10 protein-coding genes are annotated in these 15,393 nt (G+C 52.1%); 8 read left to right on the top strand and 2 right to left on the bottom strand.

Annotated features, from left to right (window positions below):
- The 5 genes from ONB24_14645 to ONB24_14625 form a co-directional block, all read left to right on the top strand.
- On the top strand, positions 1–543 hold a 543-nt coding region (locus ONB24_14645), incomplete at its 5' end, for a hypothetical protein (GenBank protein MDZ7317349.1).
- A gap of 179 nt (positions 544–722) precedes the next feature.
- Positions 723–1,622 carry a hypothetical protein gene (locus tag ONB24_14640; protein MDZ7317348.1) on the top strand — a complete coding sequence of 300 codons (900 nt, stop codon included), beginning with the start codon at positions 723–725 and terminating at the stop codon, positions 1,620–1,622.
- A gap of 106 nt (positions 1,623–1,728) precedes the next feature.
- Positions 1,729–2,481: a tetratricopeptide repeat protein gene (locus ONB24_14635; protein ID MDZ7317347.1), complete on the top strand. Its 753-nt coding sequence runs from the start codon at positions 1,729–1,731 to the stop codon at positions 2,479–2,481.
- 497 nt (positions 2,482–2,978) lie between these two features.
- Positions 2,979–7,565, top strand: a complete 4,587-nt coding sequence (gene gltB, locus ONB24_14630) for a glutamate synthase large subunit (protein ID MDZ7317346.1) — start codon at positions 2,979–2,981, stop codon at positions 7,563–7,565.
- Positions 7,558–8,982: a glutamate synthase subunit beta gene (locus ONB24_14625; GenBank protein ID MDZ7317345.1), complete on the top strand. Its 1,425-nt coding sequence runs from the start codon at positions 7,558–7,560 to the stop codon at positions 8,980–8,982. The genes gltB and ONB24_14625 overlap by 8 nt, the downstream gene beginning before the upstream one ends.
- Positions 8,983–9,203: 221 nt before the next feature.
- Here the strand turns inward: ONB24_14625 and ONB24_14620 are convergent, their stop codons facing one another.
- Both ONB24_14620 and ONB24_14615 read right to left on the bottom strand, forming a co-directional pair.
- On the bottom strand, positions 9,204–9,614 hold the full coding sequence (locus tag ONB24_14620; GenBank protein MDZ7317344.1) for a DoxX family membrane protein: 411 nt from the start codon (positions 9,612–9,614) through the stop codon (positions 9,204–9,206).
- Complete coding sequence (locus tag ONB24_14615) at positions 9,611–10,093, bottom strand: rhodanese-like domain-containing protein (protein ID MDZ7317343.1); 483 nt, start codon at positions 10,091–10,093, stop codon at positions 9,611–9,613. The genes ONB24_14620 and ONB24_14615 overlap by 4 nt, the downstream gene beginning before the upstream one ends.
- 976 nt (positions 10,094–11,069) lie before the next feature.
- Here ONB24_14615 and ONB24_14610 point away from each other — a divergent pair.
- The 3 genes from ONB24_14610 to ONB24_14600 are packed head-to-tail and all read left to right on the top strand — an operon-like array spanning position 11,070 to position 15,191.
- Positions 11,070–13,271: an ATP-binding protein gene (locus tag ONB24_14610; protein ID MDZ7317342.1), complete on the top strand. Its 2,202-nt coding sequence runs from the start codon at positions 11,070–11,072 to the stop codon at positions 13,269–13,271.
- 8 nt (positions 13,272–13,279) lie between these two features.
- Positions 13,280–13,723 carry a response regulator gene (locus ONB24_14605; GenBank protein MDZ7317341.1) on the top strand — a complete coding sequence of 148 codons (444 nt, stop codon included), beginning with the start codon at positions 13,280–13,282 and terminating at the stop codon, positions 13,721–13,723.
- A 28-nt stretch (positions 13,724–13,751) separates the two neighbouring features.
- Entirely contained in the window at positions 13,752–15,191 is a 1,440-nt protein-coding gene (locus ONB24_14600; protein ID MDZ7317340.1) for a response regulator, read from the top strand.
- Positions 15,192–15,393: the final 202 nt, after the last annotated feature.

Here is a 15,393-nt window from a genome sequence, read left to right as displayed (position 1 = left end):
GAACTGCTCGATGCCTTTCAGGCAGACTATTTTCATGTCGGCATGGATGAGGTCTTTCTCATCGGCCATGAGCTTTCACCCTCGACGCGCGGGAAGGATCCGGCCGAAGTGTTTGCCAAAGCCGTCAACGATTTGCATCGCCACATTGTCGGCAAACGGGGCAAACAAATGCTGATGTGGGGCGACCGCCTGATCGACGGCAACGTCATCGACTATGGCGAATGGGAGTCGTCGAAAAACGGCACCGCGGGCGCCGTCGACAAGATTCCTAAAGACATCATCATCTGCGACTGGCATTATGAACTACGCGACAGTTACCCGAGCGTACCTATGTTCATCGAAAAAGGCTTTCGCGTGCTGCCGACAAGCTGGCGAAACGTCGAAGCGAGCCGCGCTTTCATTCAATACAGCCTCTCGCTCCAATCTCCGGCTGTTCTCGGCCATCTGTTCACGCGTTGGAATTCCAGGACGGATGACTTGGCCGAGTTTCCGCCTCTCAAAGAAAACGCGGCACTGCTGCGCAGCCATGGAGAGAACCGCTGAAGAGTCGATCGTCACCCATCCTCGCCCTGCTCATCGCATCTCTTTTTATCCCTCCTGCAAAAGGAGATGAGCGGGACCGCTATTTCTATCGACCGGAGATCACCTACGGCTCAGAGGCAATCTTTTCTCCCCTTACTCTATTTCTGAACGGCTCCTTTGATATTCTTCGCAACGGCGGCATGGACCGCCGCATCGGACGGCAGCCCTACGCAGCCGGATTCCGCAACGTTACGGATAATCTGCTTCATCCCCTACAAAACATCCGTAAATACGGCGCAAGTGATTTTATTCACAACGAGATCTTCAACTTTAGCTTCAATCCCGACCGCATGCAGTTTCTGCCCAATTATTCATTGCATCTGGTCGGCAATGCCATGCAGTACGTCAAACTCGCCGAATGGTACGCCTACCATGGTTATCCGTTGCCGCGCACGCTTTCTCTGCTCACAACCGTAAGCTATCAGTTGTTGAACGAAGCACTCGAAAACGGCAATTACCGCGGCGCCAACGTCGACCCGATCGCCGACATGCTGATTTTTAATCCGCTCGGGCTGCTGCTCTTTTCCACCAATTGGGCAAAACGTTTCTTTTCCACCACATTTCCGATTTTCGACTGGTCGGGACAGCCGTTTCTCTGCCCCTTCGACGGTCGCATGGAAAACGCCGGACAGCAGTACGCGGCCAAAGCCGCCGTTGCGGACTCTGGGCGCTATTCTCTCTTTTTCTATTGGGGCGTACAAACCGTCATCGGCGCTTCAATAGCCCGCTCCGACGGCGCCGCTTTCTCCTGCGGAATCGGCAGCGTTGCCTACGATCTCCGCTACGGCGTCAACAACCAGGGCCGCATTGTGACCGCGGTTACCAAACCCATCCTGGGGCTGTTCTACGATCGTGAAAATTCTCTTCTTGCCTCATTGATCCTTTCACCTGATGCTGAATACATCCGGTTGGAGCTGTTCCCAGGGCTCGTTTCTCTTGGCAGAGTGCAGATCGGCTTTTACGGCGCCCACCTCCCGCCGGATAATCGGCAGTTCGGCATCAGCCTGCGCGGTCTGCCGCTGGGCGTAGTCTTTGAATAAAAGCCTGTTCATCAGAAAATTTATTTATTGAAAGATGTGATTAAAATTCAGATATTTCGCCAATAAATCCGCATCATTGTCCATTGACTTTAGAAGGAGATGCCTCATGAAACTGCTGATGCTGTGCTTGAGCCTGTTTGCTGTCACTTGTCTCAATGCCGCAACCTTTGAGGAATTGATGGCGCAAGGCGATGCCTCCTACGACGCTTATGAGCACGAGGCGGCGTTGAAAGCTTACCAAGCAGCGTTTGCGCTCAATCCCAAAAGTTGTGACGCGGCGTGGAAAATTTCGCGCGCTTATGCCGATATCGGCGACGACAAAACCGACAAAGCCGAACGAACGGCTAATTTCACCAAAGCAGAGGAGTTTGCCCGCAAAGCCATCGAGATCTGCCCGGAGAACGACAATGCCCACCTCTATCTTTCCGTCGCCATCGGTCGTGTTGCTTTGATGGCGGGAAAAAAGGAACAGGTGCAGTTGTCGAAAACCGTCAAAGAGGAAGCGGAAAAGGCTCTGCAGATCAATCCCAATAACGATACGGCGCATCATGTTTATGCCCGCTGGCATCGTAAGGTTGCGACGCTGAGCGGCATCCAAAAGACTTTCGCGCAAATTCTATACGGCGGTCTGCCGCCGGCAAGCCTGGAGGACGCGGAAAAACATTTTCTAAAGGCGATCGAACTGAAACCGACGCATATCAACCACCATTTGGAGCTGGGCATTACCTATCTGGAAATGAATCAAAAGGACAAGGCGGCGGCAGCGTTTAAGCAGGCTCTTGCCTTGACCCCGAAGAATAAAAAAGACAAAGAATACCAGGCGGAAGCGGCTAGACAATTGGAAGCGCTGAAAAAGTAGGAAATGATGGCTACAAAATTAGCGGAATGTGCATTTTTCTGCTATTTTTGTAGCCTATGCTGTTTCGACAGTTCGACGTCGGAAAAGTATGGATATGCGCTGTTCGAACTGCTATTTTACCTCGTTTTCTCAAAGATAAACCGAGCATTTTAAAGCGGAAGTTTTTTTCCTAATCCATTGTCGCGATTAAGTTTTTGTTCTGAACCGCCGCACAAGCCGCAACTCATTCACTGCAGCGGAAAACGCAAAATTAAAGCAATCGGCGTCAGCTAAATTTCTTTTTTGTCCCTATATTAAATTTTCCTACAAAATTGATTTTTCATTATTGTTTATATCCATATCTCGATCAATTTATGTCTGTCGCCGCTGTTTATCTCTATGTTTTCTAATAAGTTTTTTCATTCTTTTCAAATCGCTTTCGGCATAATTCTTGATAAGAAGGATTTACCATTTTCCAGAAATCAACCAGGCAAGATTCGTTTCGATTGGGCAATACTATGAATTTTCAAAAAGCCACAATGCAAATCTCTTCTCACCCCTTCGGCTATGCAAGCCGTAAAACGGTCGGTCTCTATGATCCGGCATTCGAGCACGACAGCTGCGGCGTCGGTTTTATCGCGCGCCTCGATGCTCAACCCACCCATCAGATTGTCTCTGACGGCATTCGGATACTGGCCAACTTGGAGCACCGCGGCGCCATAGGCGGCGATCAAGGAACAGGCGACGGCGCCGGAATTTTAGTCAAACTGCCGCATGAATTCTTTTGCACAGCAGCGGAGCAGATCGGCTTTCCGCTGCCTCAGGAAGGCGATTACGCCGTCGCCATGGTGTTCCTACCCCATGAGGCGGCTTTACGAACGGACTGCAAGGCAGTTTTGGAGAAATATTGCCGATATGAAGGAGCCGTTGTTCTCGGCTGGCGGCAGGTTCCCACCAATCCTCAGGGACTTGGAGAGCTCGCCAAGCAGACTTGTCCTTTTATTGAACAGCTCTTTATCGGCCGCGGCAATATTCCTGCTGAACATTTCGAACGCAAACTCTATGTCATTCGCCGGCAGGCGGAAAACGAAATATGCTCCTGGTCGGTCGATGCCGGTGCTTTTTACGTTGCCTCATTTTCGAGCCGCCTCATTGTTTACAAAGGACTTTTGACCGCCGCCCAGTTGCCTTCTTTTTACCCGGATATAACGGAAGAGGCGTTTAAAAGTCCCTTCGCCATGGTGCATCAGCGTTTCAGCACCAATACGCTGCCGACCTGGAGGCTGGCGCAACCGTTCCGGCGATTGGCGCATAACGGCGAAATCAACACGCTGCGCGGCAACATCAACCGCATGAAGGCACGCGAGCCCCATATCGCCTCGTCGCTTTTCGGCGACGACATTCACAAAATAAAGCCCATCCTCATCGAAAACGGCAGCGATTCGGCAATTTTTGATAACGCACTGGAACTGCTCGTGCTTTCCGGCAGGTCCCTGCCGCACGCCATGATGATGATGATTCCCGAGGCCTACGGGCCCAAAGTGCGTATGAGCACCGACAAGCAGGCCTTTTACGAATATCATTCCGCACTGATGGAACCGTGGGACGGACCTGCCGCCGTCGCTTTTACCGACGGTCGCTACATCGGCGCGACGCTCGACCGCAATGGGCTCAGGCCGGCCCGCTATACTATTACCAAAGACGGGCTGGTGGTTATGGCCAGCGAAACCGGCGTTTTGGAAATTCCGGCGGAAAACATTCTTCGTCAGGGGCGTCTTCAGCCCGGCAAAATGTTTCTTGTTGATTTGGAGCAAAACCGTATTGTTCCCGACCATGAAATCAAAGCCAAAATTTCCCGCCAACGGCCTTATCGCCGCTGGGTAAAAGAGAACCATGTTGAGCTGCGCGGTTTGTTTGCCCCGGCACATGTGCCGAGACTGGAGCCGGAGCAGCTCCTGCGCCTTCAACATGCCTTCAGCTATACCGACGAAGATCTTAAAATGATCCTCGCGCCTATGGCGACGCATGCTCAGGAGCCGGTCGGTTCCATGGGCAACGATGCCGCGTTGGCCGTCCTGTCGCCGCGGCCGCAGCTTTTGTTCAACTACTTTAAGCAGCTTTTTGCTCAGGTCACCAATCCGCCGATCGATCCTCTCCGAGAGGAGATGGTGATGTCGCTCGAAAGCTTTGTCGGCCGCGAAAAGAATTTCCTCGAGGAAACGCCCGAACATTACCGCGGTCTTAAACTCCAACACCCTATCCTTACGCCTTCCGACTTGGAGCGGATCCGTTATTCGCAACATCCGGCCATCAAAACTTTTGAACTCGACATGCTTTTTCCGGTCGAGCAGGGCGGGAAGGGCTTGAAAATGGCACTGGATAATCTGTTCAAACAAGCGGAAAAGGCCGTCCGCAACGGTGCAACCCTTCTGATCATCACGGATAAGAATTTGACCGCCGATTCGGCACCCATTCCCGTTTTGCTGGCGGCGTCGGGTCTGCATCAATATTTTATCAAAAAAGGTATCCGCAATTGGTGCGGATTGGTTTTTGAGACGGGGGAGGCGCGCGAAGTCATTCATTTTGCTCAGCTTCTCGCATTCGGCGCCGATGCCTTTTGCCCCTATTTGGCTTTTGCCTCCATCCGCAATCTGGTCGAAGAAGGCCTATTGGAGGAGCCGATCTCGGCAGAGCAGGCAATGGATAACTATATAACGGCAATCAAAAAAGGTCTGCTGAAGACCATCAGTCGAATGGGCATCTCCACAATACACAGCTTTTTCGGCTCACAGATTTTCGAAGCCGTCGGCATCGGTCGAGAAGTCATCGACAGCTACTTTTGCAACACCCCTTCGCGGATCGGCGGCATCGGCCTGGACGAAATTGCCGAAGAGGTCCGTCGCAGGCATCGGCAGGCTTTTCCAACCTACGGCGAACCTCCCCGCCTGCTGCACCCAGGCGGAGTCTACCATATTCGCAAAGACGGCGAGCCGCACATGTGGACAACAGAAGCGATCTATAAACTGCAGACCGCCGTACGACTCAACGATTATGCGCTGTTTAAAGAATTCAGCGACTATATGAACCAACAGGCCGCCGTACAGGCGGTGTTGCGCAGCAGATTAGCTTTTAAAGCAGGCAAGCCGATCTCTATTGATCAAGTCGAGCCGGTAGAGTCCATTACCAAGCGGTTTGTCGGTGCGGCCATGTCGTTCGGATCGATCAGCCGCGAGGCCCACGAAGCCATTGCCATTGCCATGAACCGTCTCGGCGCACGCAGCAACAGCGGCGAAGGCGGCGAGGATCCTGAACGTTATAAACCCCTGCCGAACGGCGATCTGCGGCTTTCGCGCATCAAACAAGTGGCCTCCGGCCGATTCGGTGTTACGACGGAATACGTGATGCACGCCGACGAGCTGCAGATCAAGATCGCCCAAGGCGCCAAGCCGGGCGAAGGCGGACAGCTGCCCGGCCATAAGGTCAATGCAGAGATTGCGCGCGTGCGGCATACCACGCCGGGCGTTACCCTTATCTCTCCGCCGCCCCATCATGACATCTACTCGATCGAAGATCTGGCGCAGCTGATCTATGACCTCAAATCCGTCAATCCCCGCGCCAAAGTGTCGGTCAAATTGGTATCTGAAGCCGGCGTAGGCACCATTGCCGCAGGCGTGGCCAAGGCCGGCGCCGACCTGGTGCTGATCTCCGGCTATGAAGGCGGAACCGGCGCTTCTCCGCTCACTTCGATCAAGCACACCGGATTGCCTTGGGAGCTCGGTCTGGCGGAAGTGCAGCAGACCCTGCGTCTCAACAATCTGCGCGACCGCATCGTCGTTCAGACCGACGGCCAATTAAAGACCGGCCGCGATCTGGCCGTGGCGGCGCTGCTTGGTGCGGAAGAATTTGGTTTCGGAACCGCTTTACTCATCAGCCTGGGCTGTCTCATGATGCGCAAATGCCATCTCAATACTTGCCCGGTCGGCGTTGCGACTCAGGATCCCCGGCTGCGCGAGCGTTTCGGCGGCCTGCCGGATTATGTGGAACGTTTCCTCCGCTTCGTTGCCCAGGATTTGCGGGAAATTATGGCCGAACTCGGCTTCCGTACCGTCGACGAAATGGTAGGCCGCGTCGATCGTCTGGAATTCGTCCGCGAAACGGATCATTGGAAGGCGAAAACGCTCGATCTGCGCAGCCTGCTGGTCGATCCCATACCGCAGGCGCCGCGGCGACGGCTACGCCCGCAGCCGCCTTCTCCTTATGAAGACTTGGATGGTCGTCTAATTGAACTATGTCAACCGGCAATCCAAGAGGGTAAAACCGTCTCCGTCGAGCTGCCGATTCGGAACGTCCACCGTACCGTCGGTGCGCGTCTCAGCGGAGTCATTGTCGATCGGTACGGAGCGAAAGGCTTGCCGGATAATACAATTCAATTGACTTTTACCGGTTCCGCCGGCCAAAGCTTCGGCGCGTTTTTGGCCCCCGGCATCACCGCCCGAATTATCGGCGACGCCAACGACTATCTCGGCAAATCGATGTCCGGCGGCCGGATCGTGCTCATGCCTCCGCCGCAGGCAACTTTTGAGCCGCACGAAAACATCATTGCCGGCAACGTGCTGCTGTACGGGGCTACCGGCGGCCAAGTCTTTATCAACGGCGTCGTCGGCGAACGGTTTATGGTCCGCAACAGCGGTGCCTGCGCGGTGGTCGAGGGCGTCGGCGACCACGGCTGCGAATACATGACCGGCGGAGTGGCCGTCATACTGGGCCGTACGGGAAACAACTTTGCCGCCGGAATGAGCGGCGGCATCGCGTTCGTCTACGACGAAACGGAACTGTTCGACACGCGCTGCAACCTGGACACGGTCGATTTGGAAAGCGTTTGGAACGAAGAGGACAAACGGCTGTTGAAGAAAATGATTCAAGATCATTACCGCTGGACCGGCAGTCGGCGCGCCAAGTGGCTCCTCGATAATTGGGAGGCGCAACTGCCGCTCTTCGTTAAAGTGATGCCGATCGAATATCGCCGCGTCCTGGAACGGATGCGCCTGCAGGAAGAAACGGAAAAGGTGACCGTTGCCGTCACCGAGGAGGTGTTCAATGGCTAAGGCAACCGGATTTTTGGAATATAAACGCGAAGAGGCGCCGAAACGTCTTGTTCATCAACGAATAAAGGATTTTCACGAATTCGAACTGTTGTTGTCAAGGGATAAATTGACCCGACAGGCGGCGCGCTGTATGGACTGTGGGGTGCCCTCCTGTCATACCTACGGCTGTCCGGTGCTGAACCGCATTCCCGATTTCAACGACCTGGTTTACCGCGGCCATTGGCGTCGGGCGCTCGAAATTCTGCATTCGACGAATAATTTTCCGGAAATCACCGGCCGAGTCTGTCCCGCGCCCTGTGAGGCTGCCTGCACGCTTGCCTACAATGACGAGGCGGTAACGATCAAGCAGATCGAACTTCAGATCATCGAAAGGGGCTTCGAAGAGGGCTGGGTGCAGCCTGAGCCCGCAAACTATCGCAGCGGTAAAAAGGTCGCCGTTATCGGATCCGGCCCTGCCGGCTTGGCCGCATCGCAGCAGCTGGCGCGCCGCGGCCATGAGGTCGTTTTGTTCGAAAAAACCGACCGCGTCGGCGGCATTCTACGCTACGGTATTCCGGACTTTAAGCTGGAGAAGCACATTCTGGACCGCCGTCTGGAACAGCTTGCCGCCGAGGGCGTGCGCTTTGAAACCGGCGTCGAAGCCGGCAAGGATGTCTCGGCGCGTTACCTGCGGCGATCGTTTGATGCGATCATTCTTACGGTCGGCGCCGGCATACCCCGCGATCTGAATATTCCCGGGCGCGAGCTGGAAGGTATTCATTTCGCAATGGACTTTCTCACGCAGCAGAATAGACGCATTGCGGGCGACAAAATTGCAGAGCCGGAGATCTCTGCCGCAGGCAAGCACGTCGTGGTCATCGGCGGCGGCGACACCGGCTCCGACTGCGTCGGAACAAGCGTCCGTCAGGGTGCCCGCAGCGTAACGCAGATCGAACTGCTGCCGAAGCCCCCTGCCGAACGACTGCCGCGCAATCCGTGGCCGGAGTGGCCGAATATATTGCGTACGTCGACTTCGCACCAGGAAGGCTGTACTCGTGAGTGGGCGGTTTTAACTCGAGAGTTTATAGGGAGGAACGGCCGCGTTTCGGCCTTGCGGGCAGTGCGGCTGGAGTGGTATCGGGATGAGAATGGACGATTTCAGTATCGTGAAATCTCGGGCAGCGAATTCGAGCTGCCGGCTGATCTGGTTCTGCTCGCAACCGGCTTCCTGCATGTGGAGCATGGGCCGTTGGTAAGGGACTTGAACCTAAAGCTCGACGGACGCGGCAATCTGGTTGTGGATCGACAGTGGATGACCTCGGAGCCTGGCGTTTTTGCCGCCGGAGATGCCGTGCGCGGGCCGTCGTTGGTCGTGCACGCGATCTACCAGGGAAGACAGGCAGCAGCGGCGGTTGAACGATTTTTTAAAAAGATTTAGATTTTTTAAACCAAAACGCTTACCGGTTTTGCCTTCGTACTAAGCGCAGGAGCTCTCTGGCAGTCGGCAAGTTTTTAAAGGCAGACGCGCACGACGGTATGGAAACCCTACTTTTCATGTCGGCCGCAGTCAAAAAGTACGAAAAGCCATCGAGTTTCAAGAGGAGTACTGACTCTAATATTCGGGAGAGATAAGAAGCAGAAAACCTGTCGATCGTTTCTTTATCTTGCCTGCAGAGTCCTTGCCTCTTTCCAAATGACCACAGCCACTGCGAGCAGAGCAAAGTCCTCGATCAAGCGTACCCACCCCACCTTGCTGCCGGCAGAAAAGCAGCCGCAGTCGATATCCAAGCCGCGCGCGACGGCTGAGCCGATGGCTAGGATGAAAATACAATTCAAAACAATAATTATGAGGCTTGCAGCTGCAACTTTACGGCCGAGGATCAACAAAAAGCCGCAAATCAGTTCCAACCAGGGCAAAATCGCCGCCGTGAGGGTTGTCAGGAAATACGGCAACAGTCGATAATTGTCGATACTTTCGGCAAACTGTGTCGGATCAAGGATTTTGCCCAATGCGGCATAGACAAAAATTCCGCCCAGAACAAACCGCAAAAGCGAAAGCAATTGCTTCATCGCACCACCTCCAGACCGGCCCGCTTCCAGTCGTTTAAACCCTCGTAATAATAGGCAACCCGCGGGAAACCCTGCGAGACCAATTCGCGCGCCAACATTTCGCCTTTGTCGCAGGGCGGACCGTCGCAATAACAGACCAGCCAGCGGTCGCGAGGCAAAGCCTCCATCACATCGACATATTCATGCAAAGCCTCGAAATATATATTGACGGCGCCTGGTATGTGCCCGGCGGCAAACTCTTCCGGCGAGCGGGCATCGATGATGACGGCGCCGGACTCGGCCATTCGACGCACTTGCTCGCGGTTGACCAGAAACGGCTCTTTAAACGAACCGCCGATTAGGGAAGAATCAGCTGCCGATGTTCGCTGCGGCCGGGAAAAGCCGATCTTGACGCCGCGCGGATTGACGGCGTTAGCTGCCAGCCCCAATACAGAGGCGATGATAAAAATTTGGGCTAAATCACGAACAAGAGTTTTCATCAGAGCTCCGAGTTACCGCTGAAAGTATTTGACCGGTAATATGTAGCAACAGCGCATCATTAAAAATAAGCACTATGGTTAAAACTGCAAAAACATTACGGCTTGTAAGATTGCATTCGCCACGCATCCGTTATCGATCGGCAACACCCAATGCCTGCCGGCTGCGACAGGCAAAATCTATAACGAAAAAGCCCGCACAGAGATCCAATTTAAAACGATACTGCGGTTGCCCGCCCACGAAAACATCGTTGTTGCCTTTCCGTTTAACATGCCAACCAAAGCGCCCAATGACGCGACCAGGGTTCATTTATCAACAAGTCTTGAATCGGCTCCTACGCCTGAAATAACTTTTTTCGGATAACCAATAGTTTAATTAGAGTCTAAGAACGTGTTATCCCAATGCTTCGATTACTCATGTTTTCTTCTCGTCAATATGACAAAATTTAGCCGAAAGATCAATCATAAAAGATTCCGACTTAATAAAGCTGCTATTCAAAAAAGGGTGGTCATTTCATAAAAAATCAATCTGTAATTCACACCGAACGGGAAAACGACTGGAATGCGTGAACAGTTTCTAAAAACGAATAAATATGTTCGGAGCCGTTATTTCTCTTTATCATAAATAAATTCAAATTATTTTTTTCTTGCAACTCCTTGAAATGTTTTGTATAATTTTTCAACGAATGAAAAAACATTCTTTTTAGCCGTCATTTGCAAAATTATTTCTGAATAGTGTGACGGCAGTGAGCAATTTAGCAGACTTGGGGCAGGTAGGGCTATTTTAAAAAACAACCTTTGCTGTTAGCGCGCCGGCTATGAGCCGACATGGAATGGCAATAATCATTGATAAAAGAAAATAAGAATTCTGGTTCAGTCCGGATTGCCGGCAAAGTTCTAGCCTTTTCATGGCGGTCTAATTACCTTCTTTGACAACTCAAAAATAGATACATCAGCGCCTTAAAATCGGCCTACGCCAATGTATGTTTCACTTATTCAAAACGCTGCTCTGCTGATTGCGATTATAGCCTCTTATGAACTGCTGGGACGCATCAGCCGCGAAAAATCCGTTTCTCGTTACTTGCTGATCGGCTTTCTCTTCGGCATAACCGCCGTTATGGGTATGCTGATGCCCTTTCACTATCAACCGGGGATCATTTATGACGGCCGGTCGATTATCCTCACGTTGGCAGGACTCTTTGGCAGTCGAGTCACCACATTGATTGCCATTTCCATTTCCTCTGCCTTCCGCATCCTAAAGGGAGGAGCCGGCGTCTATGCCGGTGTAGCGACCATCATCTGCTGCGCGGGAGTGGGAGCCTTATTCCGCAGGATCTATCACCGCAATTTAATGAACATATCTTTCCCCATGCTCTACGGCATCGGCATTGTGACGCACTTGGTCATGCTTGCCTGTCAGCTGCTGGTTATACCGATCCCCAGCGGACTGGAGATTGTGCGTCGCATATGGCTTCCAATAATGCTAATCTTTCCTGCCACGTTTGCCGGTGCCGCTCGGCTGCTCCAGAATCTTGAACGACATATAAAAAACGCGGATGATCTGAAAAAATGGGAAACCATCTTTAGATATGCCGGATGGTCCGTGATTATTGCGGAACCGGATGGGTGTACGATTACCGCCTGCAATCCTGCCATCAGCACGATGTTCGGTTATTCGGACAACGAGCTTGGAGGCAAACGCCTGTGGGATATCATCGGCCCTGAGACACAAAAGAGTTTGAAAGATTGTCTCAAAACAGCAGAAACAACAGGAATATGCCGTTTCGAAGGGACCTTCCGGCGCAAAGACGGATCGCTCTTTCCGGCGGACGTCGAAATCATGGCACATCGAGATTCCCACGGCCGTACCCTGTTTTATGCGTTGAATATTCGTGACATTACGGAAAAAAAGGAGGCGGAAAACCAAATCCTCCGCCGCAATGAGCTTTTAAATGCTCTGCTGCAGATCAGTCGAAAATTGGCCTCCACGCTGGAATTGCCGCAGGTGTTAAAAACCGCGACCGATTCGGCCTTGGAGTTTTTGGGCCTCCAGAGCGCCGCGGTCTATCTCCTGGAAGAGGGCAGGCTGCGTTTGGCTGCGACGTCGCCGCCGCTGCCCGGAGATTTTCCGGAGGAATTTCGGTATGTTCCCCTCGATGAACATCCGCACATTAAGCAGGCTTTACAGAACGGCACTCCTTTGCTGCTGCCGGATACGGAACAGGCCGAACTCACATCTGCCGAAAAACAGATCTGTGAATTGCGCAACCTGCGCACTCTTCTTTATTTGCCTTTATTATCACCCCAAGACACGCTGGGTATTCTGATCATCGGTTCTGTTGGTGCTCCAATAAAGATTGATGAAACCCAAGTCGATGTCTGCCAGACTTTGGCCTATTATTTTTCATTATCGATCATCAATGCGCGTCTTTACGATTCTATAAAGCGACATGCCGAGGAATTGGAAACGGCCGTAGTCAAAAGAACCGCCGAGTTGGAAGCCAAAAACCGCGAATTGGAAGCCTTTAGTTATTCCATTTCCCACGATTTACGCGCACCTCTGCGCGCCGTCAAAGGCTTTGCCGAAATTATTCTTCGGCGGCATCGTGCTTCCCTCAACGATGAAGCGATGCATTATTTTAACAACATCCTTGACTCGGCAGAGTATATGGGGCAATTGATCGGCGATCTTTTGAATTATTCCAGATTGGGTCGAGGCGGCGTATCGCTCAAGTCCTTCTCATTGGCTGAATTGGCGGCCGATCTTGCTAAAGAATTCGCCCCTTCGTTTGACAACGTCGGCGCGCGACTTGTCATTCAACCCGATCTGCCGATGGTCTATGCCGAGCCGATTCTTCTCAGGCAAGCGTTGACCAATCTCATCGACAATGCCTTAAAGTATCGCCGCGAAAACGTAACAGCCGAGGTCGTTTTGACCGCGGCGCGTGCCGATCAATGGGTGGAAATTCGGGTCAGCGATAACGGCATCGGCATAGCCCCTGAATTTCACGAAAAAATTTTCGAAATTTTTCAACGGTTGCACAGCCGTGATCGCTACGGCGGCACCGGCATTGGTTTAGCTATGGTCAAAAAAGCCGTCGTCATGATGGGCGGCAGCGTTTCCGTCGAATCTGTACCCGAACAAGGCAGCACCTTTATCATTCGAATTCCCGCCGCATGAGGTAAGAAATGAAAAAAAAAGTAAGCATTCTGCTTGTCGAAGATGATCCGATGGACATCGAACTCACCCTGGATGCCTTTAAAGAGGTTCGCTTAGATAACGATATTCGTATCGTGACCTCCGGAGAAGAAGCGTTGGATTATCTCTTTGGCCGTAACCAATATGCCGACCGTGCGGCGCATCCGTTGCCCGATATTGTGCTTCTCGATATTAAATTGCCCGGTCTGAGCGGATTACAAGTACTGCAGAAGATCAAAAATACGCCGGTTCTAAAAAGAATCCCGATCATTATTTTGACGTCATCGCTGGAAGAAAGCGACCGCTCTAACGGTTATGATTTCGGCGCCAACAGTTATCTGATCAAACCGGTGACTTTTGAGAATTTTCTTACGGTAGTCAAACAGATCTATGAATATTGGCTGACGCTTAATATTGAAGCGCCATTGGATTAGGTGGGGGATAAGAAGTAAGGAGGCGCTCATGGAAACAAGAGGCAAAATTCGGGTCCTTTGCGTCGATGACCTGGCAAGCGACCGCCTTCTCATCCGCCACGCTCTGGAAAAGGAATCAGACGATTTTGAAATGATCGAAGCCGTCGATGCTGACTCCTTTCATCATTTATTGGAAAAAGGAGGCTTTGACGTTGTTCTCACCGATTTCAACATTCTCGGTTTCGAGGGATTGGAAATCATTCGAAGGGTCAAGCAAAAGTATCCGCGCATGCCGGTTATCGTCGTGACCGGCACCGGCTCGGAAGAGGTTGCCGTTAAAGCGCTTAAACAGGGAGCGGATGATTACGTCATCAAGACGCCTCACCACATAGCCCAACTGCCGCACACGATTCAAATGGTGTTGGAGTCGCAACGACGGGCGGATGCGCTGCACGAGGCGCAGGAGCGCTTTCGTCGTCTGGCGGAAAATTCACCGGACCTAATTTACCGCTATCGCCTTTCGCCGACACCGGGCTTTGAGTACGTCAACCCCGCTTCGACGCGAATCGTCGGCTATACGCCGGAAGAACATTATGCGGATCCGGAACTCGGTATGAAAATTGTGCATCCGGATGATTTAGCCGCCTTGGACACCATCCGTCAAGGTCGCGATTTTTTCTACCGGCCGATCCAGTTGCGTTGGCTGCATAAGGACGGCCGCATCGTTTGGACGGAGCAAATCAATATTCCCGTCTATGACGAGAATGGAAACCTTATTGCTATCGAAGGAACGGCGCGCGACATTACCGAGAAAAAGCAGGTGGAGGAAAAGCTGCAGCAGGCCCTGCAGGAAAGGCAGAGATTGTTCGAAGAGTTCTACGGCCGCATCAACAACAATCTCCAGATGATCATCTCATTTATTGAATTGCGTGCGCGCAAGGAAAGCGACGAAAAAGTACTTTTGTCGTTAAAAGATCTAAAGACTAAAATTCTTTCTCTTGCTTTGGTGCAAAGACGGCTCTACGAAACAAAAAATCTTTGGTCACTGGATCTGGCAGCGTATTTGGATGATCTTACTCGCTATATTCGCCAGGATTTTTCATATCTGACGAACCGAAGCCACCTCGATTTCTCGGCTGAATCTTTGCAGGTATCGTGGGATGCAGGCGTCAAACTGGGATTTGTGTTTGCCGAATTGCTTACGAATGCCTTTATTCATGGCTTTCCGAACGGACGCGATGGGCGCATAAAAGTCTCTCTCTATCTCTCGCCGACGGATGAATTGATCCTGGAAGTGGCCGACGACGGCGTCGGAGTCGCGGAATCATTCGATTTCCGTCGGGATGCTAAGCTGGGATTGGAGATGATCATGCAGCTCATCCAGGACCTCTTTTCCGGTCGGTTAGAGTTGATGGGGCGCCGCGGCCTGCATTGGAAAATCACCATTCCCAAAAAAGGATATCAACCGCAGCAAAATCCTGCCGCTTAGCTTCGTTTCGAAAAATTATTGCACAGCCTGCCCCGTGCTCACATGCTCATATGTTGCCGCAATATTTTCATAATGTGTAAGAAATCCAAGCGTTATTTATAGTTGTTCGGGATAAAAATAATCAATCAATTTTTCAATAGGGGTCAAACCGTTAAGAGAAGCATGCGGTTTGACCGTGTTGTAATAATTCACAAATCGGATC

The organism is candidate division KSB1 bacterium (assembly GCA_034505495.1).
Classification (GTDB): Bacteria; Zhuqueibacterota; Zhuqueibacteria; order Residuimicrobiales; family Krinioviventaceae; genus Fontimicrobium_A.
This window is presented reverse-complemented; position numbering and strand designations above follow the sequence as displayed.

Bases quoted from the DNA above. Each gene is read 5' to 3' on its own strand.
- gltB (MDZ7317346.1), top strand. From the start codon at position 2,979: ATGAATTTTCAAAAAGCCACAATGCAAATCTCTTCTCACCCCTTCGGC.
- ONB24_14635 (MDZ7317347.1), top strand. From the start codon at position 1,729: ATGAAACTGCTGATGCTGTGCTTGAGCCTGTTTGCTGTCACTTGTCTC.
- ONB24_14620 (MDZ7317344.1), bottom strand. From the start codon at position 9,614: ATGAAGCAATTGCTTTCGCTTTTGCGGTTTGTTCTGGGCGGAATTTTT.
- ONB24_14600 (MDZ7317340.1), top strand. From the start codon at position 13,752: ATGGAAACAAGAGGCAAAATTCGGGTCCTTTGCGTCGATGACCTGGCA.
- ONB24_14640 (MDZ7317348.1), top strand. From the start codon at position 723: ATGGACCGCCGCATCGGACGGCAGCCCTACGCAGCCGGATTCCGCAAC.
- ONB24_14615 (MDZ7317343.1), bottom strand. From the start codon at position 10,093: ATGAAAACTCTTGTTCGTGATTTAGCCCAAATTTTTATCATCGCCTCT.
- ONB24_14605 (MDZ7317341.1), top strand. From the start codon at position 13,280: ATGAAAAAAAAAGTAAGCATTCTGCTTGTCGAAGATGATCCGATGGAC.
- ONB24_14625 (MDZ7317345.1), top strand. From the start codon at position 7,558: ATGGCTAAGGCAACCGGATTTTTGGAATATAAACGCGAAGAGGCGCCG.
- ONB24_14610 (MDZ7317342.1), top strand. From the start codon at position 11,070: ATGTATGTTTCACTTATTCAAAACGCTGCTCTGCTGATTGCGATTATA.